This is a genomic window from Leptospira vanthielii serovar Holland str. Waz Holland = ATCC 700522, assembly GCF_000332455.1.
In the GTDB taxonomy this organism is placed as follows: domain Bacteria; phylum Spirochaetota; class Leptospiria; order Leptospirales; family Leptospiraceae; genus Leptospira_A; species Leptospira_A vanthielii.
Genome location: NZ_AOGY02000065.1, coordinates 113,419 through 138,956, shown reverse-complemented (window position 1 = coordinate 138,956; position 25,538 = coordinate 113,419). Strand labels below are relative to the sequence as shown.

The window sequence follows — 25,538 nt, the reverse complement described above, 5'->3', positions numbered from 1 at the left end:
TTTATTTGTTTAGGTGTGGTAACACCAAATCAGTAACGTTTTCCATTTCCGTAATTCTTTCCTCTTTCATTCGAGAAAAAAGATTATAAAAAATGTAAGCAGGGATGGCGATTCCAAGACCCATAGCTGTGGTAATCAATGCTTCTGAAATACCGACTTCGGCACCTTGTGTCCCTGCACCTTCTGCAAAAGACCTCACAATCCCGATGACAGTTCCGAGAACACCAAGTAAGGGAGCGATGGTAGCGATTGTACCGAGACCAGTCAAATAACGTTCCATCAAATAGATTTGTCGGAAGCCTTCTTGACGGATGTCTTCTTCCCAAAACTGAATTCCACGGCGTTTGAGATCAAATGCCATTCGAAGGAGAACTGCTGCCGGAGACTGAACGTCTTGACCGAGCACATCCTTTGCTTCATCCCATTTTTGTTCACGAGCCAATTCCCTGACACGACGGAAATGGTCTTGCGGAATGGCTTTTAGTTTCCAGTAGTAAACAAGTCGTTCCACAATGATGGTAAAACCAACGATGGATACAAAGATGATTAGAATGGGAATGGTTTGCGGAGGAACCGAGGAAATGATTGAATCTGATTTAGCGAAAGGAAAAAACATGAATGGGACCCCATTGAAGGATTACGAATAGAGTTTTCAGTCTTCCCTTTTTCGCCAAATACTATTTTTACATCACTACCCGGCTTTTTTCATGAGTAGATCTGTGGCAGCTTTTAGCACCGCCGAAGTCAGTTGTTTGCCTCCGATCATCCTCGCGAGCTCCCGTTTCCGTTCCTCAAAGTCAAGAATAGAAGCAAAAGACACTGTCCTTCCACCTTCCTGGCGTTTTTCGATCTTGATTTGGTGGTCTCCGGACGCTGCTACCTGCTGGGTATGCGTAATCAGGAGAATTTGTGAGTTTCTTGCTAGTTTTTTAAGCTTTGTTGCCATAGCCTCCGCTGCTTCCCCTCCAAGGCCAGTATCGACTTCATCCAAAACTAACATTTGCGGAGAAGGAGCTTGTTTCCCAAGAACACTCCGAAGGGCAAGCATCACCCGAGACAACTCACCACCAGAAGCTACTTTTCTCAGTGGACGTGGTTTTTCTCCAGGATTGGCGCTAAAATAGAATTCGATTTGGTCAAGTCCCGATTCCGAAAGGAAATAGGATTTGGATCCTTCTTCCACTTCCCCTTCTGGATTCTCTTCCCAACGGAGGACCACTTGGAGTTTTCCGCCTTCTAGTCCCAAATCGGCCATCTCCTTTTGAACATCTTCTTCAAACTGTGAGATCACATTGCGGCGTAACTTCGAAAGTTGGAAGCCGAGTTCTTTCATCTCCGTTAGGCATTGGTCTTTTTTAATTCGTAGAAAATCCTCATCCCCCGCTTGTTCGTTCCAACGTTCGAGTTCGGATTTTTTTTCTTCCAGTAAAAGATTGATCTCAGTTAAACTCACATTGTATTTTTTCTTTAGCTTTTTAATGTCTTGGAGTCTAGACTGAACCATATCCAATCTTTCAGGGCTAAAAAAAAGTTCCTCTTCTTCTTCTCTAATGACGGACTTGAGAGATTTTAACCTATCATAAACTTCTTCCCATTCTTCTAACATTTCCTTTTTTTCTGGAATTAAAATGGATACTTTCTGAATGGCATGGATGAGAGTTGGGAACACTTTGAGAATCGAGTTTTCTTTTTCGGTCAATTCCTCTAACACCAAACGGTAGTTTTCTGCTAGTTTTTCCCCGTTGGCCAAAAGTGATTCTTCTGTAGATAAACTTTCATCTTCTCCTTCTTTTGGAGAAATAGATTCAATTTCTTCAATTTCATATTCTAAAATTTCTTTTCGTTTGAGCATGGTCCTTCTGGTTTCTTCAAAATCATAAAGTTTCTGTTTCCAATGCCTATACTGCTGTAACGCTGATTTGAATTTGAACTTAAGCGATTCCAAATTGCCATAACGGTCTAAAAATTCCAGTTGGTTGGATTTTTCGAGTAGGAAGAGTTGTTCGTTTTGGCAGTGGATCTCGGCCATTGTTTTTCCGAGTTCCCGTAAATGGGTGGTGGAGGCCAAACTCTCCCCAATTTTCACTCGAGCCTTTCCATCCTTCATAAGCTCTTTGGTGATGACAATTTCATCTCCCGTATAACGAAAGCCCTGTTCCATCAAATAATCTTTGGCCAAGTTTTGACCGGTAAGAGAAAGGACTGCCTGTAAAGAATACCTCTCTTTTCCTTGCCGGATATTGGCCGTTGAACATCGCCCTCCAAACAAAGAGGCCAATGCATCGAAAATTAAGGATTTTCCGGCACCAGATTCACCAGTAAATACAGTGAGACCATCCGAAAGGGAAAGTTCTAGGGATTCGAAGAGTGCAAAATCTTTAATTTTCAAATGTGTGATCATATAGACTCCTGTTTGCTAAACATACAATTACTACTTAACATACAAGTAGTCAATGAAATTTTTTAGAAATTAACAAAAAACGAAATTTCTTTCACTTTCCTCTTTGAAATTCTGGTGGAAGAGGCCCCTATGAAAGATCTAGAAGGAAAAATCCACCTTGTCTCAAGCCTACCCTTGTTTCGAAGTCTCTCTCGGAAGGAAAAGGTTTGGGTGGCCGAAGCGGTTCATATAGTCGAATCCGAACGTGAGGAAGTTTTATTCACTGCTGGAGATGGGAATCGAAGTTTATTTTTAATTCTTTCTGGTGGGATCAAATTGTTTCTCCCAAAAAAAGGAGAAGGAAAACGCGAGGAAGAAGTTCAATATCTCAAAAAAGGAGAATACTTCGGAATCCAATCCTTACTCACAGGAGAAAAACACAACCATACGGCCGTTACTGTTACGGAATCAAGATTTCTTGTTTTGTCCCAATCAGGATTCCAAAAATTAATCCAAAAAATTCCTTATTTATCCATCACCTTTTCCAAAATGCTCACCAAGTCTCTCCGGGGAGAGCTCCTCGGCGGACGAGAATACTTTCGCAATTCAGTCGTTTGCCTTGTACATTCTGACCCTATTGCCAAAGACCGTTTGGCTGAGGAATTGGTTGCATCCATAGAAGTGGAATCGGGAAAAAAATCAGTAATCCTACACTTTTCCCAAAATGGCCAAACCGACAATCCTTATGTTAAATCTTATAAATTCAAAGACTCTGATCGAATCAAAGAAACTCTCGGCAAACATTATGCAAGTCATTCTTTTATCTTTTTGGAAGTGTTTCCAGAGACAGACGAAGACCTAAAACAACTGTTAATCGAAGAAGCTGATCATATTGAAAATTATCTTTCCCCCGATAAAAAAATCAATCTATGTGATTCCATTACCAGTGAATCCAAGGAAAATGAAATTCTCTATCATGAAACCAATATCAGAGATTTGATCGACCACGGAAAATGGGAAATTCATATCAGAAGAAAGGCAAGAGAACTCTCCGGTGTCCAAATTGGTGTGGCCCTGGGTGGGGGTGCTGCCTTGGGTCTAGCCCAAGTGGGAATCATGAAGGTCATGGACGAAGAAGGAATCATTCCCGATATGATCGCGGGAACAAGTATTGGAGCCGTCATTGGCGCTTTCTGGGCTAGCGGACTCGGTTACAAAGGCATTTTACCACTTCTTGCTGAAATCGATAGTATCTTCAAAATGTTCAAACTTGTGGATTTGTCTTTTCCAGGCCAGGGACTTTTGCACGGAAAACATGTACGGTCTCTACTTGAAAAGTATCTAGGGGATTTATATTTTGAAGACCTCCCCATTAAACTAAGACTCATTAGTTGTGATATTTCCACTAGGCAAGAAATTGTTCTCTCAGAAGGAAAGGTTCTCGATGCCGTAATGGCAAGTATATCCATCCCAGGAGTTTTTGTCCCTCAACCCCAAGAGAATGGGAAAACTTATGTGGATGGAGGAATCGTGAACCCCCTACCAGTGTCCGCCCTAACTCATGAAGGGGTCCAGAAGATCATCGCCATCAATTCTATGCCGAGTTCCAAAGATGAGATGAAAACAAACAAACTACTCAATTTGAATGTTTTGGATATCATCGTGAATAGTTTATATTCCCTCCAATACCGGATCGGAAAGTACAGTGCTCAGGAAGCAGATGTGTATTTGAATCCAATTCTGCCGAATTCCAATTGGTTTGAGTTTTGGAGAAGTAACGAATTCATCCAATTAGGAGAAACGGTCACTAAAAGTTCATTACCAGAACTCAGACAATTGTTTAGCGAAAAAACTTAATCTTTATCTGGAGAGAGGATCACAATATTAAAGGGGTTTCTTTCGTTTCTTTCAGATTCCGGAATTGATTCTGAAAACCGAAGGGCCCCCGTGATCACGGTGCCTGTTGTGAGTCCAGCAAAGATTCCTTCTTTTTCATAAAGGTCAGCTTGCAAGTGTAAGGCTTCATCCTTTGTGACATGGAAATAGTGGTCTATCAATTTTGGATCATAAACCGCCGGGAGTTGGATTCTTTCCCTTTCTTTAGGGTTGTCCGTTTTTCCGTATTCCATAAATGGTGAGTTTTGTTTTCCAGCAATAATGACTTTGACCCTACGGTCTTGGGATTTTAAATACCGGCCAATTCCCGTAATCGCCCCGCCTGATCCGGGAGCAGAAATCACAGCACCCACTTTTCCTTGTAGGTCTCTCCAAATCTCAGGGCCAGTCGTTTTGAAATGAAAATTGGGATTTGCAGGATTAGAAGCCTCATCGGGAATCCATCCACCCAACTTTTTGGCTTTTTCTTCGGCAAGTTCTGTGAGCCGACCAATATCCGATTCATTGCTGACAGTGACTTCGGCCCCATAACTACGTAATAACTGAATGCGATCTGGAGTTGTCTGGAGGGGAACGAGACAATACACGGGATACCCTTTTACTTTCCCGATCCAAGTAAAACTAACCGAAGAGGAACCTGCACCCACAAGAACGACTGACATTCCTTTTTTTAGTTTCCCTCTTCTTTCCGCATCCATATACATTGCTAGGGCGGTTCGGTCTTTGGCAGAACCAGTAGGATTTAAAAATTCGGCCTTAAGATAAAACTGTACACCCGTATACTCTGATCCAATTCGATTCAATCGAATCAGCGGTGTGTTTCCAATAAGTTGTAGGATATTGTCATGGATGGGTTTTGCAACGGAAAGTTCCTTTCCAAAGATACCTTGTACATTATTCAACGCTTGCAATAGGCTATTGCCTAAGTCGTCGATGCCTTTGGAAATTGGATCTATCATTATTTTACTTTAATCAGTTCCACGTCAAAGATAAGTGTTGAGTTGGCAGGAATCGGTCCAATGGCACGAGCACCATAACCATATTGAGGAGGAATGGTCAACTTTCGCTTTCCACCTTCTTTCATTCCTACGATCCCACGTTCCCAACCTTGAATGACTTGACCTTGGCCCAGTTGGAAACTAAAAGGTTCACCACGATCCACAGAAGAATCAAATACCTTACCATTGGTTAACTTTCCTGTGTAATGAACGACTACTGTCGTTCCACGAATGGCCTCTCTTCCTAATCCTTGTTTGGTGTCCTGGATAAGAAGCTCTTCAGCAGAAAGTCCGCTTGCTAAAAATAAAAAACCTACAAAAAGAGAAAACAGTTTCATACAACAATTATACAGTTTTTGCGTACAACCAGGGAACTTCTTTTTGGTTCTTTACCTCAAATTTTTGAATAAAATCGGCTTTTTGAAGAGTAAGTCCAATATCATCCAAACCATTGAGAAGGCAGTGTTTACGAAAGGCATCCACTTCGAATGGATATTTTTTACCCTCTTCTGTGATCACCACTTGGTTTTCTAAATCGATTTCCAAGTTGGCACCTGGTTTTTTATCGATGGTTTGGAAGATTTCTTCTATCTGTGCTTCTGGCAATACGATGGGTAACATACCATTTTTAAAACAGTTATTATAAAAGATATCTGCATAGGACGGAGAAAGGATGGAACGAAATCCATAATCTTCCAAAGCCCAAGGAGCATGTTCTCTAGAAGATCCACAACCAAAGTTGTCCCGAGTCACAAGGATGTTTGCTCCTTGGTATCTTGGTGCGTTAAGCACAAATTCGGGATTTGGTTTTTTTCCAGCATCGTCTAAAAACCTCCAGTCATGGAAGAGGTGTTGTCCAAATCCAGACCTTTCAATTTTACGAAGGAATTGTTTGGGGATGATTTGGTCTGTGTCTACGTTTGCCTTATCAAGAAGGGCTGCGATTCCTTTTAATTTCGTAAATGCTTTCATCTTATTTCCACTCCCGAATGTCTACAAAATGTCCTTCTACTGCGACAGCTGCTGCCATCGCAGGTCCTACTAGGTGGGTGCGTCCCCCCTTCCCTTGTCTTCCTTCAAAATTCCTGTTCGAAGTGGAAGCACAACGATCTCCCGGCGATAGTACATCATCATTCATCGCAAGGCACATAGAACAACCTGGGTTTCTCCATTGGAAACCAGCTTCTAAAAATATCTTATCTAAACCTTCTTGTTCGGCTTGTCGTTTCACTCGACCAGAACCGGGTACAATGATGGCTTCGACTTCTTTACTTACCTTCTTACCCTTAACGGTGTCTGCTACTACTCGAAGGTCTTCGATACGAGAGTTCGTGCAAGATCCAATAAAAACTTTATTCACCTTTACATCGGAAAGTTTCTGCCCTGGTTTTAAATCCATATAAGCAAGTGCTGACTCTGCTGATTTTTTCTGAATCGGATCGGTGAAATCCGCAGGTCCAGGAACGGGAGATGTCACAGGAATCACTTGGCCTGGAGAAGTTCCCCAAGATACCATCGGTGCAATTTCACTTGCATTTAGCGTAACCGTTTTATCAAACTGAGCACCAACATCCGTTGCATACGCTTTCCACTTAGCAGCTGCTACATCAAATTCTTCTCCTTTCGGAGCGAAGTCTCTTCCTTTGATATAACTTATGGTTGTGTCATCAGGTGAAATAAGACCAGCACGAGCGCCCGCTTCAATGGCCATATTACAAATGGTCATACGACCTTCCATACTGAGAGAACGAATTGCTTCACCAGTAAATTCGATCACATAACCGGTCGCCCCATCAGTTCCAATTTTACCGATGATCGCAAGAACAATGTCCTTCGCAGAAACTAGTGGAGAAAGTTTTCCATCCACTCGAATCTCTAAAGTTTTTGGTTTCTTTTGGACAAGGGTTTGTGTAGCAAGAACATGTTCCACTTCCGAAGTTCCAATTCCAAATGCAAGTGCACCAAAAGCACCATGAGTTGCTGTATGCGAATCTCCACATACAATAGTCATACCTGGGTGTGTGAGTCCAAGTTCTGGCGCCACCACGTGAACAATTCCATTGTCTGGATGGTTGATATCAAATAAGGTAATTTCGTTTTCTTTACAGTTGTCCATCAGCGTTTGCATTTGAAGGACAGAGATGGGATCCACAGATTTCCAATCACGAGTTCTCGTAGAAACGTTATGGTCCATAGTGGCGAAGGTAGCATCGGGACGACGCACTTTTCGGTTGGTTAATTTTAAGCTTTCAAAGGCCTGCGGGCTTGTTACCTCATGGACGAGGTGTCTGTCGATATAGATGAGGCAGGTCCCATCATCCTCGTGGACCAAATGGTCATTCCAAATCTTCTCAAACATGGTTTTCATAACTAGACTCCCTCACTTCCAGTCATAACTCGGACATGGGGTGGTATGTCCAGGGAATTTGGAAAAATAGAGAAGTTCTAAGGGGTTTGGATGGTAGATCCGTCTAGATAGGTTCCTGAAACTCCAGTGCAATCTGTAGCGGCAGTTCCACCGCCTCCACCGGTGAGAGGAGCCGTATAGACACTGATGATATAACCCACTCCAGACTGAGTTACTTTGCAGGAACCCACGGCACCGGTCTCAGTGCATTTGGCTGTCTGTTTGGTTCCCGATAGACAACTAGTCAGATACCCGTAATAGTTTTGGCAAACCCCAGATCCCAAATCACAGGCAAATTTAAATGTTTTTGTAGACCCGCCATTCAAAATATCAGTTAGATCGGAATCGGAAATAACCTGGACAGGAGTTCCATCCGTGAGAACCGTCAAAGGATAGGAGCTTGGATCTTCCTTTTGGTAAAGGTAAATTAAGTAACTTCCCGATTTTGTAAAATTAATGATTGTTTCAGGTGATTCTACCTTTGTGTATTCCGTGCCATCTTTGGCTAAAATCGCTGATGATAAATCCAATGGGCAACTGCTGGAAACATAAACAGTTAGTTTCGCATAACGAGAAAGTACGACTCTTGTTCCAATCTGCGCTCCTGCTATCTGCATCACTGCATAATGTGTATCCCCAGAAAGACCAAAGGAAACAGATTTAGCTGTGGTTGTGATTCCCGTATAACCTGCCTTAATTTGGGTTCCAAGTCCTGCCACCGTACAACCATTAGTGCCAGATTCTTTGGCTAATAATAATGATGTGGCTGTATCATTCTTGGAGGTCTCACCTGAACAATGAACCGTGGACAAAATTACAACAAATACCAATAGGAAAATAAAAATCTTACTCATCATCCAATTCATATTCTCTACCTACCTCGAAACGACAGGATTGTTTTACCAATTTGAATCTCGTCCAAATTATGGAGAACCTTGGGACGAAGTAACTTCCTACCGTTTAAATATACCCCTGATTGTGATACACAATCAAACAATATATACTTACCCTTTCTGTTTTTTATCTTCGCGTGAATACCTGCAACTGTAGGGTCCTGGAGGACAAGATGATTTGATTCCCAACTTCCAATGGTCACTTCGTCAAATTGTATTGGAAATTGGTCTGGGTAATGATTTCCATCTCTTATCATAAGGACAGCATAGGAATACGATGCTCCGGGAAGAGTCGCCTTTTCTGCAATAGCCAAAGCAATCTCACGGTCGCGAGCCGCTTTTTCCATAGTCTCCCCATACATCCGGTCGTAAACTTGGAGTTCTTCTTTTCGTTCCGAAAATTCAGACTCAGTATTTGTTACGGACACCAAACTTCGACTTGATTCTTCGTATCCACGTAAATAGTATAACGCCGCCAAACAAAGAAAAATGAGAAAGAAACTCACAGGAAAAAAGAATAAAGGATCGGATATTTGTAAGTATAACGATCGGAAAAAAGAAAGTTCGTATTGGAATTCAAATCGAATGCCCTGGTCTACAGAAACGAGTCCCCCCGAGACAAAGTTTGTTTTCCATCGAGAAAGGTTCCATGGGGAAAAATAAACCAATTCATAATCTTCATGACCCAGAGCACGTAGATAGGAAAACAAATCAGAATAACTATCTGATTTGGAAATAGGATAGTGCCTTCCATTCGCATAACTTGCAAGTTTGGTGGCTTCTAAAGAGCTAGGTGCGAGTACAATTAGCTGCAAATTCTTATTCCGAATTCGTTTTGCCAGTTCCGGAATTTCAAAACGATCCTGCCATTCGGGAGCAAAACTGACAAAGACGAGGATATGGTCTTCGGAGGACTGGTTTTTGGGAATGCCCTCAAGAAAATTCTCCCAATTCCGAATCGGATAGTTAGGAGCTGGTACTTTAGGAAATGGAAAAGAAATATCTAATACATTAGAACGAATTCGTTCGAAGGAATGTTTGTTCTCATCAGACTGGATTTGTAACTTGGATGTTCCACCACTTTGTTCGCCAACCTTAACCAACTGGTTTGCCAATTGGATGATCCAACGCCTGTCCTCAGCATTCGTATAACTAGGAATTGATATATATAAGTGGACTGGGTTTTTTAAGTCAGTTTTTTCGAATCGAAAGGACTCAGTAAGCCGCGCACTGGAATCCAATTTTTCTGAAAGAACAAATCCTTTGGAATCAAAAGAAGTGTTCGAGTGGAATCTGATTTTAACTTCTGGATAGGAACCAACATCCACGGAACGAAGTTTGAATCCAGGATCAGCAGAAAGAACCGTCGGAATCAAAACAAGGAACAGAAAATGCCAATTACTGAAAAAGTAGCGAAGCTTCCTTAAGTTGTTTTCCATATTCTGTTTTTGGCTCCAGGTTTTGGTTTAGAACCGAAATGGTTTCTACGACTTCCCCTTGTTTCATTATCGTAACTTGGGAGGCCAGACTTTCGACGATCCGAAACTCGTGCGTAATAAAAACAACTGTCATCCCCATTTTTGCAAGGTTTTGGACGGTTTCCAAGACAATTTTTTCAGAAAAGGCATCGAGGCCTGTTGTTGGTTCATCCAATACCAAAATTTCAGGAGTTCGTAAAAAAGCTAAAGAAAGAAGGATTCCCTGTTTCTCACCACCAGACAGTGTCCTTGCATATTCCTTCCAGTGGTTTCTAGGAATCGACAACTGGTCCCAAATCAAAAACAATGATTCATACGATACAGAATCAAGTCCTGATAGTTTAAAAAAATCTTTAATTTGTGCCTCTATAGTTCGAAAGGGATGGAAGGCTCCGTTGGGATTTTGTGGCACCAAAAACAAGCGAGAACCTAAACGTTTCGATAAAACATCTTCTCCGAGCACAGAGAATACATCGTAAAACAAATGACAACCCTTGGGAACCATTCCAAACAAAGAAAATCCGAGTGTCGATTTTCCCGATCCGGATTCACCGATAATGCCGTGGACAACCCCCTTCTTAATCTCTAAAGAAATTCCCTTCCAAATTTTTTGCCCATCACTGGTTTCGATGGTGGCATTTTTAATTTGGACAGCATTTGGATCAATCGAGGTCAAAGAGTTCCTTTTCAATGATGCTACAAAGGATATGACCAATGAGAATATGGCATTCTTGGATCCTTGCCGTAATTTTGGAAGGGACGATGATTTCCACATCGGCTTTGCCTTTTAATTTTCCCCCATCCCCACCTAAAAAAAGGACAACCTTCATTCCAATTTTTCTAGCCTCTTCTACCGCCAAAACGATGTTCTGCGAATTCCCTGAAGTCGTCAGGCCAACGAAAACATCCGTTGGTTTTCCAAAGGCTTGGACTTGCCTCTGAAATACATATTCATAACCATAATCATTGGAGCAAGCAGTAAGAACTGCTTGGTCACTGTTGAGAGCAAGGGCAGGAATGGCTTTTCTTTCATTTCCCGATTTATAACGAACTACAAGCTCTGCTGCAATATGTGAAGCATCGCAACTAGATCCACCATTCCCACAAAAGTATAATAATCCATTTTGTTTTAAAGACTCTACTAACAATTTTCCAGCAGATTCAATGGAAGGCAAAAGGACTGGTAGTAACTGTTGTTTTACGGCAATCGAATCTTCGATTTGTGATTGAATGAGTGATTTATGATTCATGGTTTTCTTCCTTTTCCATTCTTTCTTTTATATTACTTATGATATTTCCAAATTCGACAAGGGCTGTCCCAAATCCGAATAGGTTTTTTGCTTTGGAATAAGGATTGTTCTCGTCAGTATTTCCCAAATTCAAATAAAATAGTTCGTCTCTAACCAATCGTTTCTGCCTATCTGTGGCAACCGATTCAAAAAAAATCCGACATTCCTCCCCGATGGCAAGCATCACAAGAGCCATAGAATTTGGTTTCATCTGTAAAACCAATTGTTCTTGCCAAAACCTTTTCCAAGAAAGAACCATTCGCCAATCCTCTTTAGGACTATCTGAATCTAAAAATAAATCAGTTTTTGGTATAGATAACGCAGCAAGTAAACCATCAAGTCCCGATAGGTCTTTGGAAATATTTTTGTCTAACTCACCTTCATCTACAAATAATACCCCAGCCCACTTATCCTCTTTATTTTTATACAAATGGTTTCCTGTAACCAAAATTAGGCTGTAGTTTTCACCTTCCGCCCGGAACAATTTATCGTTTGTTTTTGTTAAGCGAAACTTGGGTGTTTCCAATACCACACCCGTAACCACTTGTTTTGTGCGGAGTTTCTTTTTCCAATTCTCGATTGCCATGGCCCATTCCAAAGCAAAGGCTTTGGGTTCTTTTTTTCTTTTCCCTGGGTCTTCTTCTTTTGTTTTCCCTTTGGATCCAAAAAAAGATAAAATCCTCGTGAACCAACTTTTCTTAGAAGATTTTTTAGTTTTTGCCATACTCTTTTCTTACATTGGAAGGCCGTTCCACATACTTCCGATCTAGTTCATACAGTTTAGCAAATTTAAGGAAGGTCGAAAATGCAGAGGCAATGGCAATCCAAAGCCCAGGAATTCCGTCTAAAAAACCAAATTTGAAAATATAAATTTCTAAAAACTTACCGAAGGGTTTAAACATTGTTTTGGCAAGTGAAAACCTTTCCCCTTTCGCATAACGAGTATAAGCAACGATACTGGAGAACTGATTGATGGTTGTAATTTGGTGGCTAAAATCAGTGAAACTATAATGAAGGATATCTCCTTTCATTACTTTGCCAACCGAACCTGGTTTTAACTCGATGTAATCATGCGGATTTTCCCCCACCCAAGTGGCGGCATTTTTTTGGAACAATCGATATCTGCGGAGAGGATACCATCCACTATACCGAATCCAACGGCCCAAATGATAGGTTAGTCTAGCAATTTTAAATCCATCTACCATCGTGGCTTCTGACTCTAAAAAGGAATCAATTGAATGGACAAGAGTTTTGTCTGCGCGTTCATCGGCATCAAGGGAAAGAATCCAATCGTTCGAACAAAAACCAATGGCTTTGTTCTTTTGTTCGACATGGCCAGGGAATGGAGACTCGTAGAATTTTACTTTGGAAAAGGAAGTTGCGATTTCTTTGGTACGGTCTGTGCTTAAAGAATCCAAAATAATAATTTCATCCGCTACAGATTCGATGGACCGGATACAATCCCCGATATTTTTTTCTTCATTGAAGGTGATGATGGCCACCGACAATTTTCTTTTTCTCTTGCCTTCCATACGAGTTAAAACCTATTCTTAGAACCAAATATGATTGGGAAAGAAACATTTCATAAGATTTCCGTTGTTTTTCTATACCTTTTCTTTATTCTTTCCCCGTTTTCGATTAGCCTTTCCCAAATTTTTGCCGGTACTTCGCTTTTCTTTTTGTTTCTGGATTCTGCTTGGCAAAAAAAGCTTCCAAGATTTGAATCTCATTTCCTTTTTTGGCTCCTTCTTTATCTCAGTTTTTTAATCACCCCAGTTTTGCATTGGGATGTTGTTGATTGGAAACGAACTCTTATGAAATCCGAGTTTGGTGATATTTGGATGGGTTTTCTATTGTTACACCATTCTCGTCTGACTTGGAATCAGAAAAAAATATTAAAACGAGCCGTGGAAATAGGAGCCGTATTTCTCATCCTTTCCGGAATTATTTCCCTTCTTTTTCCCTACCGATTGGCTCCTTTTGTGATGGATGGATTTCAGTATCTAACCGGCCGCCGCCTCCCCCACCAACTGGCAAACGTTATGGGAAAGTTCCCTCTTTATTTGCCGATTGGATTTCAAAGTACCCACCTAACGTATGGTGGATTACTGGCACTATATCTTCCCTCAATCTTTGTAAGAACTCTGCGAAATTTTAATATCTTTAGAAAAAAAGCCAGACACAAGCTAAGTCTCATTTATCTACTTGGGTTTTCTTTTTTAGGTTTGGTTTTACTCTTTCTTAACCAAAGTCGATCGGTTTGGTTTGGATTACTTTTCGGTTTCATACTTCTTTCTCTTCAAAAAAAGGTTTCTATTAAAAAAATCCTTCCCTGGATTGGGTTTGGTCTCCTTGGGATCCTTTTTCTGTCTTTTCTACTCTACCAGCACAACTGGTTATTCCAAAGGGCCATTGATGATATATTCGCTAAACGTTCGTTAGAGAACCAAAGAGTATGGATTCATAAAATGAATTTTGGTATCTTAAAAGATTCTTTTTTTGGGGGGATCGGTAGTGGGAATTATCCTTCGGAGTTTATATCAAAAGCAATTCCATTGGTGAAAGAATGGCCAGAATTGTATTATGATTTGTCCATTACGCCAAAATCCCATGCTCATTTTGACTTTTTGCATTTTTGGATTTTGGGAGGATTGGTATCTGTAATTTCTTTTTTTGGTTTTTTATACTTAACCACAAAAAACATCTTAACTGTAAACAAACACACTTTTTTCTATTTGGGTTTTTTCACCATAATCTTTGCCGGCAGTTTCCAATGTTTTTTGTTAGATGATGAAGTTCTCTTACCTTTCCTTGGGATTTTATGCCTTTTGCCGAAATCCAAACCCAAAAGTGATGATCTAGAAAAAAGACAGATCAGAAAAATTCAAAACAAAGTGTATGGTCTGCTTCTATTTTGGATTCTTATTTCAAGTATTGGTGCTTTTTATTTAACAAAAACTCCTGCAAAGGAACTTTTCATCCACAGAGTGCGGACGGAAACAAATTCCCCCTTTCCCTTAGCACAGTCGTCAATCAATGCGAATGGTCCAGTCGCTCTCCCTTCAGGAACGAAGGAATTGTATTTTAAACTCTCAGGATGTTTGGACCACAAGATCAACTTTGATACGGATGCCCAAGTGCGTGAAAACCCAATCCAAATCAAAATCCATTGGGAAGGGACAATTGAAGGGGATTTGCCCGACTCACTGGTTCTAGAGACAAGAAAAAGAGAAAGTTTTGACCAAGACAAAGAATACCGAGTCCAGTCAGAGCGAATTGTGAAGAAGGAAACAATTCTAAATGATAGGAAAATCGTTTCAATTCTTGTTAACCCGAAAGCATACTTGGGATCCGGTGTGGAATTTATTGATTTTGGATTTTTATATTCTTGGAAAGGAGAAAATCCTTTCCTACCGGCGATTGAAATTTCAGGAAATTGCGATTAGTGTCAGGCTTCCTGCCTTCGGAAAAATGGCTTCACGCTCCATCCACCCTTGGCCCTTTAGGCCAACTTCGCCTCCGGCTTTTATAAAGCCTGCGCGGGGTCGCTACGTTTTAAGAGATGTTGATTTTAGTTTTGTGTGATTGAGATGGTCCGCGGGAATCGCTTCGGTCTCCGGCCATCCTGGCCTTTCGACCTAAAGCCCGTCCTACTCGTCACCTCAGGCTTCCTGCCTTCGGAAAAAACGCTTACGCTCCCTATGGGTCGCTACGTTTTTTTTGACTCGCAATCGTTCGATTTATACCTGGAGCGGGAATCGAACCCGCACGGGATTACTCCCACAGGATTTTAAGTCCTGTGTGTCTACCAATTCCACCATCCAGGCGAATGATCCGTGATTAGGCGTCGGCCGGATTCGAACCGGCGATCAAGCTTTTGCAGAGCCATGCCTTACCACTTGGCCACGACGCCAATCGTGACTTTGGATAGGCTAAAATAGGAAGGCCTGGTGTCAAATGGAAACTGTTTTCACTTTTCATCAGATTGTAACAATTCAGAGAAAAATCAAATTGCTTCCCCCTTTCTAGAGAATGCGCTGTAAATATGAACGTAAAGACCCTACTATCTGTTTCCATTCTATCGATTGTATCTCAAGTTTCTTATGCAGACACAGTGACTGTGAAAGCAACCAAAGAGGTTTTGGAAAACGTCAAAACTTCCTCTCCGACTGCCAATTCTGTTTTAGTAGAATCTAAAGACGGAACCAAACAGGCATATAAAAAGAATGCTGTGGACGTTGTGTCCCTTCCCGTAGTTTGGGAAACGCCGAAAGAGGAAACAAAACCTGGATTTTTTGGTTCTCTGTTTTCATCCAAAGAAACAAAAGAAGAAACAAAGACAGAAGTGGCAAAATCCGAAGAACCAAAAGAAAACCCAGAAAACCAGAGTTTTTTCAGAAGAAAACTTCCTGAATTCGCTATGGGTGGAATGGCTCTCCTTTGGCTTTTATTACCTTAATCACACACGTATATTAAACTTAAAAAAACCACCTACTCCCATTCTATCGTTCCTGGTGGTTTGTGTGTGAGATCATACAACACTAAAGAGATTTGTGGCAATGCTAACAGTTCTTTGGTGATACGATCTAAAATTTTACGATCCATCTCGTAAAAATTAGCAGTCATGGCTTCTGTAGATTCCACTGGCCGAAGCACCACTCCATAAGAATTTGCCCGCAGACCCACGGGAACTAAAACCACTGGCATCTGCCAAATCGAATTGTGAATCGATTCATCGTAAAGAATTTGGTTCACAATCGCATCTGCGTCCCGTAAGATATCCGAGTGACCTTTGTCCAAACTCAGTCTGGTATAATAAAAAGGGCCGGAAAAAGTAGAGATCCCTGGGGCAAATACCACACGGTTGATTTCTCGTTTAAAGTTTGTTATCTCAACAGCAGACTTGTCTAACTCGTTCCAGTTGGTTGTAAAATCATTTAAAACCGCACAGTGCGCATAACTTCTTTGGTCGCCTTGCACCCCCACTGAAAGAATCGGTAAAATTTTAACTTCTGCCTTCTTGGCTGTTAGCCCCAAATCAGAAAAATCAATCTTGGGAGGATGGGTTTCGGGACTCGCAATCATTCGCACAACAAGGCCAGGGCCTGGAAATGGGTGGCGTTCGATCCAACGTTCTGGTAACCCTAAAAGCCTACCGAGTTCCCTTACTTCATCCTTGTACAAATCTGCAATCGGTTCTACAATCTTTCCTTCTTGGATGAGTTTCTCAATTTGTGGAACACGGTTGTGGTGGGTTTTAATTTTATGAGAATGTTTAGTTCCACCAGATTCAATGGTATCAGGATAAATGGTTCCTTGACCAAGAAGCCAATGTTCGGAATCCAAACCAAGGGAATCTGTAGCTTTACTTTGCGCTTCTAAAAATAGATCTCCCACAATGCGGCGTTTTTTCTCTGGATCAAATTCATTTTGTAAATGTTGGTAAAAGACTTCACTTTCATCCCAAATGGTGAGATCAAAACCTACATGGTGTAAATTGTCCATTAAGTCTTTCACTTCATTTTTACGCATAAAACCTGTATCGACAAGAAGGCCTTTGACTCGGTCCTTCCCAAGAGCTTTGGCCAAAAGTAGATAAGCAACAGAAGAATCCACTCCTCCAGAAACTAATAAAAATACATTTTTACCTACAGGAACTTTCTTCTGTAATTCGGAGATTTGTTTTTCTAAAAATTGTGAGATACTCCAACTCGAACCAGCCCCGCAAAGATTCACAAAGTTCTTCAGGAGAACTTCTCCTTCTTCGGAGTGAGTGACTTCAGGATGAAATTGGATCCCAAATTGTTTTTTGGACTCATTAGAAACAAACGCATAACGACAATTATCTGATGAAGCTACAATTTTAAACCCCTCGGGCATTCGAACGACTTCATCCCCGTGGCTCATCCAAACTTTTGTTTTGGGAGAAAGTGACCTCGAAAGTAATGAATTTGGATTTTGAATTTCGAGAATGGCTGGACCGTATTCTTTGGAATTGGAAGAAACAACCTCTCCTCCAAGAGCTTTCATCAAAAGTTGGTGACCATAACAGATTCCTAAAATGGGAACTGATGTTTTAAAAAAACCTTCTGGTAGAAGTGGTGCCCCTTTTTCATAAACACTGCTCGGTCCTCCTGATAGAATGATTCCAGCATAGGACGCATAAACAGACAATGGTTCTTCATTGGAAAGGATTTCCGTATAGGCTCCAAGCCTTCTGATACGGGAAGCGATGAGGTGAGCGTATTGACCGCCGAAATCGACGACTGCAATTTTTTTATCACTTTTCATGGGATGATTCCAAAATAATTTTGCAATTGTCGGGGTAAACAAATGTCGGAAAAAAAATCAGAATCTTCTTACGAGGACAAACAAGACCATATCCCGTCCTGGAAAACCCCGGAAATCGAATGGTTTGCCAACGTTTATGCCGGAAAAGAATACAATATCGAATTTACCATCCCAGAATTTACCGCCGTCTGCCCGAAAACGGGCCTTCCTGACTTTGGATCCATTTTTATTGAATACATTCCGAGAGATCGTTGTGTGGAACTCAAATCTCTGAAAGAATACATGATGTCCTACCGAAATGTGGGAATTTTCCACGAAAATGTAGTGAACAAAATCTTAGAAGACTTTGTTGCCGCCGTAAACCCAATGTATGTGAAAGTGGTGGGTGATTACAACGTTCGGGGCGGTGTGAAAACAATTGTGAAGCGAGAGTATAAGGCCTAAATGGAAAACCTAATTGGCTATATTGCTGCATTTTTAACCACAGTTTCCTTTCTTCCTCAAGTGTTACGGGTTGTCATGACCAAACAAACTAGAGACATCAGTCGCAATATGTACATTATGTTTTTTTTAGGTGTACTTTTGTGGTTTGTTTATGGAATATTGCGATCTGATTTTCCCATCATTCTCGCAAATGCAGTTACCATTTTTTTCGTATCAATTATTTTATATTATAAACTTACAACAGAGGAGAAAACATGAGAAAGGCTTATGTAGACAAAGACAATTGTACTTCTTGTAATCAGTGTGCAGATAATATGCCAAAGTATTTTATGATGGATGAGGATGATGTATCTCAAACCCATATCGCTGGTGCTTCCATCAATGATGCGGCTATCCCAGAGGAAGATACAAAAAAGGTGCAGAAGGAAATGGATGAATGCCCAGGGGAATGTATCCACTGGAAAAAGCATTAGGTCTCAAGTTTTCACACCATCCACAAGTGATCGGATGTGATTCAAAACTCACCATCCCAAATCACAAAGGATTTTCTATTTGCTTTTAGGCCCTTTGGTTTGTTTCTCTTTAAGGTCTAATAGATCTTTCACAATCCCAAATACATCTTTGACCGATTGGAAAGTATGTTCTTTCCCACGCGGATCATAAACCAAACCAATGGTTTTCATTTCAGGGAGAGTATTCCAGTATCCATGCCCGTGAACCTGGGTTTGCGATTGGGAAAACACCTCCCCCTTTCTTGTGCCACTAAAGAATAACTTCTGTGAGGTGCGAAGGACTCCCAATGCAGCAGGAAAATTTAAATTCGATGGAGTTGCCGAAACCCACTCGGAGCCGGGACAGGCCTTTAGAATTTCAGTCATGACCCCTTCGAGCTCCGATGGCGAGATCACAGCATTCGGTGCCGGCAAAAGGATAGCAGTTCCCCCAGAACTTTTAAAGGTTAGCTGGTAGGTGCCAGATTCATCGTTGATATATCCCTTTTGTTTCAAAATTACATTCGGGGCACAAACGGAGTCTGCCGAATGGAAACCGTGGTCAGAAACAATTACAACGGCAGGTCCTTTCGGGTAAAAGGCTCCTACAGATTGCAAAAAATCATAAATGACTTTGTCAAGTTCCAACAAACGTAACAAAGCTTTTTCCGAGCCTGGACCAAATCCGTGGTGGTTGGTATCCAAATCCGTAGTATAAACAAATAGTAAATCAGGTTTTTTTTTGTGAAAGAGCCAGGTGGCTGTTTTTAATTTGATTTCATCTTTTGCCACATCGTTTAACGGAGATCCAACGGCAAGTTCTGCTTCTTTATGTAAATCTTTTGTGGAAAGCGCCCGAAGGAGTTTGTCGTCTTCTGGATTTTTTTTTCTCCAATACTGCGGAAGGTTCCAATCAATGTCTGCACCCACAGTCACTGGCCAAAATACATTGGCAGTAGTTTTCCGATTTGCTTTTGCCAAATCCCAAAGTGTAGGAGTTCGAATGTCTTCTGCATACCACATCCATCCCCCATCATTTTTCTCAAAAGGGTCCACTAGCGTATTGTTATAAATTCCATGTTTCGCGGGATCAAAACCCGTCACCATTGAAGTGTGTGCGGGATAAGTCACGGAAGGATTGACCGTTTCGATTTCAGAAACTCCATATTTTTGGAAGAGTTCGCTTAAATGGGGAAAGTATACATGGTATTTCGGATCAGACCAATAATAAGCCGGGAATCCATCGATCGATAAAACAATGGTTGGGCGAACCTTAGAAGGTTTCCTTTCCAATGAATCCGAGTTTTTTTTCGGTTTGGCATGGATTGTTCCACTTAAGACGAAGAATACCAGGATTCCAAAAAGGGAAAATTTATCATGTTGAATTTTTCCTAAAGAGAGAAATAAATCGAACACAAACTTTCCGAGTAAATAAAATACTACTTTGAATGCATTTAATCTTCGCATAAAGTGTGTTAAGCGAATTTAATCAGTATTCTTGTTCCGAACGTGTGGAGCCAAGAAGTTCGTCTGGAATATCTTCGATGCTATCCCCGATTTGGATGGCTAGACGGTTTCCCACTCTTCCCGGTGTGGCTTTAAACTTACTGCGATCTCCCACCTTTACCATTAGGTCGGTTTTAATCGGCGTATTTTCTAATTTGATCACATCCCCGACATGTAGGTTCATGAGATCATTGAGTGAGATGTCCACACTTCCGACTTCAGAAATCAAAGGGATTTTGACCTGGTCGAGTCGCTCTTGGATGACCGCACGGTTTTCATCCACTTCCCCTTTACGAATCGAGGAATACCAGTACTGAGCAGAAAGTTTATTAATGATTGGTTCAATTGTGATGTAAGGAATACAAAGGTTTGTCATCCCTTCGACTTCTCCCACTTTGGTTTCGAAGGTAATTAATACCACCATGTCATTCGGAGGAACTACTTGTGCGAACTGCGGGTTTGTTTCAATGTTTCCGAGCCTCGGACGTAAGTCGATTACCGTAGACCAAGACTCTCTTAAGTTTCCAAGGATCCTTACAATAATCCCTTCCATTACCGATAACTCAATATCAGAAAGTTCTCGGTTTACTTTAGATGATTCTCCCTTACCACCAAACAGACGATCAATGATCGTAAAGGAAATGGAAGGGTCAATTTCTAAAATGGCAGATCCGCAAAGGGGATCCATATTGATTACCGCAAGTGTAGTGGGATTGGGAATGGAACGAATGAATTCTTCATAAGTCAACCGATCCACTGATGCTACGTGCACCACAACGAGAGCACGAAGTTGTGCCGAAAGTCCTGTGGTTGCCAAACGAGCAAAGGTCTCGTGCATCATCTGTAGAGTACGAATTTGGTCTTTTGAAAATTTATCCGGACGTTTGAAGTCGTAGATTTTGACTTTCTTTTGTTCCCCAACCGATGAATATTCATCCTCGGAGACTTCCCCAGAGGAGATGGCGTTTAACAGGGCATCAATTTCGTCTTGAGAAAGGATTTCCGTCATTTTTTTACCTTTACGAGTAAGTTTTTAATCTGCCAAAATCCAACTCGGCTTCCTTCTTCTTGTCGCAAGGTGTATATATATTCGTACCTTGTTTTGAACCGACCCATCATTCTTTCTACATAGACCTGGACTCTTGCATCCCGTTTGGAGGGATAATCCACATTCATGACCTTAAAGTATTTTAACACACCGGAGGGTGTCTCCGTCAAATACTCTTTAAAATCCTCGATGATGGTTTCCCTTTCACCCACACCAGCTTCGGTATAGGCGCTGCTATAACGATCATAGGCTAAAATATATTCCGAAAAATCGATCCACTTGAAGTGGTATTCCCAGTGTTTTTTCATTTCGGCACCGAGGAAAAGGAAGATGGTCTCTTCGGGAGAAAGCCCACCGTTTTCTGTGATTTGGCGAGTGATTGTTTCCTTTCTCTCAGCTTTTGAATTCTGAAATAGAAATCCTACAGTATTCCCAGAACGAAGGAAAGCCGATTTATCTTCTGTATAATTGGGATAAAAGTAACCAGTCACATAAAACTTTTGGTCCGGTAAAAAACTATAATGTTCATCTAAATAAATGGTTTTGGAAAAGGACTCGTTGCGGTGGAGGCTCACTTCTTTGTTCTCATCCCCCACTAAATTCACAATGGTGGTTCTACGTTTGAGAATGGGGTCAGGGAATTCGGGATCCTCTATGGGTGTGAGGATACGATCATTTTCATCTTTTACAATGATTTGAAAGGAATAGCGGTAGTCAAAGGAAGGGAAAATACGAACCACTTCTTTACCGGTGTTCGTGACAGTGAAGGTCAATGGGACTCTTTCGCCTGACTGGTAACTTCGTTTTGTCAAAGACAAACTGATTTTTGACTGTAAGGAGACAAAGTTATCAATTCGTTCCCCGCGAGCATCCCTATCAGGAAATGCAAATAGGGAACTTGGCAAAAGAATTCCTAAAATGATATATGTTCGCAGAGACCGCATACACTTTAAGATTTCGGCAATAATTGAGATTTCCGAAAGAATTTTTAGGACATAAAAAGGCTTAACCAGTTCCCATTTTGGCTTCTGCCAAAATATAGTCTGCGATTCGGATGAGCCTTGTCATAACAGCACCTAGTTTTTTGTATTGATAGTAATTTTCCCTTTGTTTGTCCAAATGGGGTTCCACGAGGGCCACAGTTTTAGAGGAAACTTTTAAGTTTTTGATCTCATTGTCTGTCACCCCGTAAAGATTTGCTTCGGAAACAAACCGGTTCAGTTCCTTTACCAAACTTTCGTCTGTAAGATCTTGAATTTCAAATACCTTTTCAATTTTTAGAATAAAATCGGTTAACGTACGTTTTATTTTGGACTCTTCTTCTGTCGGTTTGCGTTTAGAGGTCACTTGGTTTAAGGTTTCATAGCGATCCAAAGAAGTTTCATAGAGTTGGCTCATTTTTGATTTCTGGCCTAGGATGAAACTGATAAAACTCAGGAGTCCGACAAAGGTATCGGGGTAACGATTGATTCCCCCCACCTCATCCAAGGCATTGGCAAATGCCTCTTCATTATGTGGTATGGTCATAATGAATTTCAACACCGGTTCCACGGAAGAACCCGATGTGTATTTTTGGATGACTTCGATTCCTTCTAAGTAGTTCATTGTCTTTTGTCTATGATGACAACCTTTCGGATGGTCGTCTGAAGGTTCCCTTTTTCAATGATTCGGTCAAGTACATCAAACCCAGAAACTAAAAATCCAAACACTGTATGGAGGCCGTCCAAATGAGGAGTGTCAACTTGGTTGATAAAAAACTGTGATCCATTGGTATTTGGACCTGCATTGGCCATGGCCAAAGATCCTCGCAGAGCTTTTTTACTAGGAAGGGCTTCGTTATAACGATAACCCACTCGGTGTAAAACTTCTAAAACCGGTAATTCCATAGCCTCTTGGTAAGCCTTTTCCACTTCGGTTCTTTTTTCTTCAAACTCAGGCCGAGACTGAATTTTGAATTCTGCAAGTACAGCCCTTTGTAATTGAGCTTGGTATTGTGGGGCATCTTTGATTTTAATTTTGTCGAGTCCCAGTGCTTTCCCGTTGATTTCATCTTCGGTTTGGTATCCAGGCCCTCCAGTTCCGTCCCCTCTCGGACATCCCCCTTGCGCCATAAAATTTTCAATGACTCTGTGAAATTTCAGGCCATCGTAAAACGGTCGTCTTTCGGAACCTTTGTCAGTTTGAAATTCTTTTTCGCCTTGGGCCAAATCAATAAAGTTCTGCACTGTTTTTGGTGCGGCAGTATCATAAAGTTCTAAAACCAAATCCCCTGCGGTTGTATGGAACACAGCGTAAATGGCTGGTTTTTCTGGAAGTTTGGCAGTGGTTTGGTCGGCACGTTTGACAATCACTTTAGAAGGAGAATAAGAAATAGGTTCGTAGGTGATTCTTTTAAATCTTTGGTCACTGCAGAATACGGCTTGCGAAGCGACTAAAAAGAGTAATGCGAAGAAGGAAACTTTATTTAAAACATTCGGATTCATATATATTTTTTACCTTTAGATTCTATTGATTTTAGCTTTTTGGTCAATTCGTTTACCTTGGCCTTGGCACGTTTGATTTGTTCTTTTTGACGAGAAAAGGAAGTCCCTCCCATCACATCTTTTTTGTCACAAGAGGTTTCAAGCGAGATGGCGGCTTCATACCCAGGATCAGTGAGAACGGCGTGGATTTGGCCCCTTTCTCCACTGGGGATATTAAACAGATCATATCCTTTGACCGAACAATGTTTCACAAGTTCCCCAACAATCTCATGGGCCGAACGGAAAGGAATTCCTTTTGCACTCACAAGCCAATCCGCAAGGTCTGTGGCCGTGGAAAATCCCAAACGCAAACTGCGGAGTGCATTTTCGGGAAACACTTGGATCCCGAGAACCATATCCCGAACCCCTTCGATACTCAACTTGATTTGTTTGACCGTATCAAATAACGGGAGTTTGTCTTCTTGGAAATCTCTGTTATACGAAAGAGGCGTTCCTTTTACCATCACAAGTAGGTGTGTCAAACTTCCAATCACTCGTCCTGATTTTCCGCGAATGAGTTCTGCCACATCAGGATTTTTCTTTTGAGGCATAATGGAAGATCCAGTAGTGAGATGGTCAGGAAGTTTGAAATAACTAAATTCTTGGGATGTATAAAGAATAATCTCTTCACAAAAACGTGATACATGGATCATAAACTGAGAGGCCGCAAAAAGGAATTTAAAGATATGGTCTCTTTGGCTTACAGCATCAATGGAGTTTTCGGAGATCCGAGATAGTGACAAATCCTTTTTCAAAAATTCCCGATCCGTTGCATAGTTGACACCAGCCAGAGCACCGGAACCTAACACTAATTCATCGGCCCTTTCATATGCATCGAGAAAGTCCTCAAAATCACGGACGTTGGCCCAAAAATGGGATAAAAAATAATGAGAGGCTCTTATGGGTTGGGCAATTTGCAAATGTGTGTAACCAGGAATGATAGTTTTGGTATGGGCCTCTGCCTTTCCAATCCAAGCGGAAAGTAAATCTAGAAGTAAAACCAAAATGGCTTCCACTTCCGATTTGATATACAAACGAACGTCTTGCGAAACTTGGTCGTTACGACTGCGGCCTGTGTGGAGTTTTTTTCCCAAATCTCCCAAAAGCTCCGTTAGGCGAGATTCCACAGACATGTGAATGTCTTCGTTTTCAATTTTAAATTCAAACTTTCCGGAATCGATTTCCTTTTTGATCTGAATGAGGCCTGTTTCAATTTTTCTTTGTTCTGATTCCGATAAAATTCCAATTCGTTTTAGCATTCGGGAATGCGAAATGGAACCTTCTATGTCGTGGGAATAAAGTTCTTTGTCAAAACTAATAGATTCTCCAATACGAATCATAAGAGAAGATGGTGGTGCGTCAAATCGACCACCCCATAATTTTTTTTCTTTCATTCAGATTCCTTGTTATTCAGATCAGCCCAAACTTTCAAAATTTCTTTTTCCTTGTCGGATAACTTGGCACTCGGATGCAATAAAAGATAGTCTTTCGGCGGCATCTCGCCTTCGTCGACTTGTTCCCAAACTTCGTATATTTTTTTATTTTGTTTTCTTTCGGCGAGAAGTCCAAATTCGGAAAAATTCAATTCACCACGCCCTTCTTCTACATGGTGTGAAATGAGTAAGGAAGCTGGAAAAATATAAGAGTATTTAGGCCAAATCGTTTCATTCGAATGGCAGTCATAACAGCTGCGTTTCAGGACTTCTTTGATTTCCGGTGTGGTTTGGATTTCCGAAGTAACGGGAGGATTCGTTCTAGCGACAGGGAAAAACTGGAGTATGAGAAAAACTCCCAGTAAGATAAGGAAAATTCGTTTCATACAAGACAAGTTCTAAGCCTTCGTTCGAATTCAAAGTATTATTTTTCTTGCCTTACATTAGAATCCAGTGTTCCTT

26 protein-coding genes and 2 tRNA genes are annotated in these 25,538 nt (G+C 41.1%); 6 read left to right on the top strand and 22 right to left on the bottom strand.

Features of this window, described 5'->3' with window-relative positions; translation table 11 throughout:
- Position 1: 1 nt before the first annotated feature.
- Complete coding sequence (locus LEP1GSC199_RS15590; protein ID WP_002987042.1) at positions 2-616, bottom strand: MotA/TolQ/ExbB proton channel family protein; 615 nt, start codon at positions 614-616, stop codon at positions 2-4.
- Between the two features lie 75 nt (positions 617-691).
- Positions 692-2,401 (bottom strand): DNA repair protein RecN, encoded by a 1,710-nt coding sequence (gene recN, locus LEP1GSC199_RS15585; protein WP_002987171.1) that lies wholly within the window; start codon positions 2,399-2,401, stop codon positions 692-694.
- 129 nt (positions 2,402-2,530) lie between these two features.
- Here recN and LEP1GSC199_RS15580 point away from each other — a divergent pair, with 129 nt between their 5' ends.
- Entirely contained in the window at positions 2,531-4,237 is a 1,707-nt protein-coding gene (locus LEP1GSC199_RS15580) for a patatin-like phospholipase family protein (protein WP_002987413.1), read from the top strand.
- Here the strand turns inward: LEP1GSC199_RS15580 and LEP1GSC199_RS15575 are convergent.
- The 10 genes from LEP1GSC199_RS15575 to LEP1GSC199_RS15530 all read right to left on the bottom strand — a co-directional run bounded on the left by LEP1GSC199_RS15575 (position 4,234) and on the right by LEP1GSC199_RS15530 (position 12,873).
- On the bottom strand, positions 4,234-5,235 hold the full coding sequence (locus LEP1GSC199_RS15575; RefSeq protein ID WP_002987302.1) for a PLP-dependent cysteine synthase family protein: 1,002 nt from the start codon (positions 5,233-5,235) through the stop codon (positions 4,234-4,236). The genes LEP1GSC199_RS15580 and LEP1GSC199_RS15575 overlap by 4 nt on opposite strands.
- A complete protein-coding gene (locus LEP1GSC199_RS15570) occupies positions 5,235-5,612 on the bottom strand; it encodes an FKBP-type peptidyl-prolyl cis-trans isomerase (RefSeq protein WP_002986999.1) in 378 nt (125 codons plus the stop codon). The genes LEP1GSC199_RS15575 and LEP1GSC199_RS15570 overlap by 1 nt, the downstream gene beginning before the upstream one ends.
- Positions 5,613-5,619: 7 nt before the next feature.
- On the bottom strand, positions 5,620-6,246 hold the full coding sequence (leuD, locus tag LEP1GSC199_RS15565; RefSeq protein WP_002987154.1) for a 3-isopropylmalate dehydratase small subunit: 627 nt from the start codon (positions 6,244-6,246) through the stop codon (positions 5,620-5,622).
- Between the two features lies 1 nt (position 6,247).
- Positions 6,248-7,642, bottom strand: a complete 1,395-nt coding sequence (leuC, locus tag LEP1GSC199_RS15560; RefSeq protein ID WP_002987038.1) for a 3-isopropylmalate dehydratase large subunit — start codon at positions 7,640-7,642, stop codon at positions 6,248-6,250.
- Between the two features lie 77 nt (positions 7,643-7,719).
- Positions 7,720-8,547, bottom strand: a complete 828-nt coding sequence (locus LEP1GSC199_RS15555) for a hypothetical protein (protein WP_002987284.1) — start codon at positions 8,545-8,547, stop codon at positions 7,720-7,722.
- 5 nt (positions 8,548-8,552) lie between these two features.
- On the bottom strand, positions 8,553-10,013 hold the full coding sequence (locus LEP1GSC199_RS15550; RefSeq protein ID WP_039927057.1) for an FHA domain-containing protein: 1,461 nt from the start codon (positions 10,011-10,013) through the stop codon (positions 8,553-8,555).
- The gene (locus tag LEP1GSC199_RS15545) at positions 9,973-10,728 is read right to left on the bottom strand and encodes an ATP-binding cassette domain-containing protein (RefSeq protein WP_002986990.1); all 756 of its coding nucleotides are present in this window, start codon (positions 10,726-10,728) and stop codon (positions 9,973-9,975) included. Before LEP1GSC199_RS15545 ends, LEP1GSC199_RS15550 begins: the two co-directional genes overlap by 41 nt.
- A complete protein-coding gene (locus LEP1GSC199_RS15540) occupies positions 10,715-11,302 on the bottom strand; it encodes a D-sedoheptulose 7-phosphate isomerase (RefSeq protein WP_002987403.1) in 588 nt (195 codons plus the stop codon). Before LEP1GSC199_RS15540 ends, LEP1GSC199_RS15545 begins: the two co-directional genes overlap by 14 nt.
- Positions 11,292-12,065, bottom strand: coding sequence for an LBBP_01157 family protein (locus tag LEP1GSC199_RS15535; RefSeq protein WP_002987294.1), 774 nt, complete (start codon positions 12,063-12,065; stop codon positions 11,292-11,294). Before LEP1GSC199_RS15535 ends, LEP1GSC199_RS15540 begins: the two co-directional genes overlap by 11 nt.
- A complete protein-coding gene (locus LEP1GSC199_RS15530) occupies positions 12,052-12,873 on the bottom strand; it encodes a glycosyltransferase family 2 protein (RefSeq protein WP_002987474.1) in 822 nt (273 codons plus the stop codon). Before LEP1GSC199_RS15530 ends, LEP1GSC199_RS15535 begins: the two co-directional genes overlap by 14 nt.
- 30 nt (positions 12,874-12,903) lie before the next feature.
- On the opposite strand from LEP1GSC199_RS15530, the gene LEP1GSC199_RS15525 reads away from it, so the two are divergent.
- Positions 12,904-14,787, top strand: coding sequence for an O-antigen ligase family protein (locus LEP1GSC199_RS15525; RefSeq protein ID WP_002986940.1), 1,884 nt, complete (start codon positions 12,904-12,906; stop codon positions 14,785-14,787).
- A 297-nt stretch (positions 14,788-15,084) separates the two neighbouring features.
- Here the strand turns inward: LEP1GSC199_RS15525 and LEP1GSC199_RS15520 are convergent.
- Together LEP1GSC199_RS15520 and LEP1GSC199_RS15515 are read right to left on the bottom strand one after the other, a co-directional pair.
- Positions 15,085-15,168, bottom strand: a tRNA-Leu gene (locus tag LEP1GSC199_RS15520).
- A gap of 15 nt (positions 15,169-15,183) precedes the next feature.
- Positions 15,184-15,254: transfer RNA gene (locus LEP1GSC199_RS15515), tRNA-Cys, on the bottom strand.
- A gap of 132 nt (positions 15,255-15,386) precedes the next feature.
- On the opposite strand from LEP1GSC199_RS15515, the gene LEP1GSC199_RS15510 reads away from it, so the two are divergent.
- The gene (locus tag LEP1GSC199_RS15510; RefSeq protein WP_002987103.1) at positions 15,387-15,800 is read left to right on the top strand and encodes an LIMLP_04285 family protein; all 414 of its coding nucleotides are present in this window, start codon (positions 15,387-15,389) and stop codon (positions 15,798-15,800) included.
- A gap of 32 nt (positions 15,801-15,832) precedes the next feature.
- Here LEP1GSC199_RS15510 and guaA read toward each other — a convergent pair whose 3' ends face one another.
- Positions 15,833-17,632, bottom strand: a complete 1,800-nt coding sequence (gene guaA, locus LEP1GSC199_RS15505; RefSeq protein WP_002987259.1) for a glutamine-hydrolyzing GMP synthase — start codon at positions 17,630-17,632, stop codon at positions 15,833-15,835.
- Positions 17,633-17,674: 42 nt separating this feature from the next.
- Here guaA and queF point away from each other — a divergent pair, with 42 nt between their 5' ends.
- From queF to LEP1GSC199_RS15490, 3 genes are read left to right on the top strand one after another with little or no spacing between them, the layout of a single operon-like run.
- Positions 17,675-18,076, top strand: coding sequence for a preQ(1) synthase (gene queF, locus LEP1GSC199_RS15500; RefSeq protein ID WP_002987252.1), 402 nt, complete (start codon positions 17,675-17,677; stop codon positions 18,074-18,076).
- Positions 18,077-18,334, top strand: a complete 258-nt coding sequence (locus tag LEP1GSC199_RS15495) for a SemiSWEET transporter (protein ID WP_002987187.1) — start codon at positions 18,077-18,079, stop codon at positions 18,332-18,334.
- Entirely contained in the window at positions 18,331-18,549 is a 219-nt protein-coding gene (locus tag LEP1GSC199_RS15490; RefSeq protein WP_002987396.1) for a ferredoxin, read from the top strand. The genes LEP1GSC199_RS15495 and LEP1GSC199_RS15490 overlap by 4 nt, the downstream gene beginning before the upstream one ends.
- Before the next feature lie 75 nt (positions 18,550-18,624).
- Here LEP1GSC199_RS15490 and LEP1GSC199_RS15485 read toward each other — a convergent pair whose 3' ends face one another.
- The 7 genes from LEP1GSC199_RS15485 to LEP1GSC199_RS15455 all read right to left on the bottom strand — a co-directional run bounded on the left by LEP1GSC199_RS15485 (position 18,625) and on the right by LEP1GSC199_RS15455 (position 25,462).
- The gene (locus tag LEP1GSC199_RS15485) at positions 18,625-20,034 is read right to left on the bottom strand and encodes an alkaline phosphatase family protein (RefSeq protein WP_002986977.1); all 1,410 of its coding nucleotides are present in this window, start codon (positions 20,032-20,034) and stop codon (positions 18,625-18,627) included.
- Positions 20,035-20,056: 22 nt separating this feature from the next.
- Positions 20,057-21,082, bottom strand: a complete 1,026-nt coding sequence (fliM, locus tag LEP1GSC199_RS15480; RefSeq protein ID WP_002987288.1) for a flagellar motor switch protein FliM — start codon at positions 21,080-21,082, stop codon at positions 20,057-20,059.
- Positions 21,079-22,065 carry a hypothetical protein gene (locus LEP1GSC199_RS15475; RefSeq protein ID WP_002987421.1) on the bottom strand — a complete coding sequence of 329 codons (987 nt, stop codon included), beginning with the start codon at positions 22,063-22,065 and terminating at the stop codon, positions 21,079-21,081. Before LEP1GSC199_RS15475 ends, fliM begins: the two co-directional genes overlap by 4 nt.
- Before the next feature lie 61 nt (positions 22,066-22,126).
- Positions 22,127-22,726 (bottom strand): hypothetical protein, encoded by a 600-nt coding sequence (locus LEP1GSC199_RS15470; RefSeq protein ID WP_002987028.1) that lies wholly within the window; start codon positions 22,724-22,726, stop codon positions 22,127-22,129.
- Positions 22,723-23,604 carry a peptidylprolyl isomerase gene (locus LEP1GSC199_RS15465; RefSeq protein ID WP_002987123.1) on the bottom strand — a complete coding sequence of 294 codons (882 nt, stop codon included), beginning with the start codon at positions 23,602-23,604 and terminating at the stop codon, positions 22,723-22,725. The genes LEP1GSC199_RS15470 and LEP1GSC199_RS15465 overlap by 4 nt, the downstream gene beginning before the upstream one ends.
- Entirely contained in the window at positions 23,601-25,037 is a 1,437-nt protein-coding gene (argH, locus tag LEP1GSC199_RS15460; protein ID WP_002987235.1) for an argininosuccinate lyase, read from the bottom strand. The genes LEP1GSC199_RS15465 and argH overlap by 4 nt, the downstream gene beginning before the upstream one ends.
- Entirely contained in the window at positions 25,034-25,462 is a 429-nt protein-coding gene (locus LEP1GSC199_RS15455) for a heme-binding domain-containing protein (RefSeq protein WP_039927052.1), read from the bottom strand. The genes argH and LEP1GSC199_RS15455 overlap by 4 nt, the downstream gene beginning before the upstream one ends.
- Between the last annotated feature and the right edge of the window lie 76 nt (positions 25,463-25,538).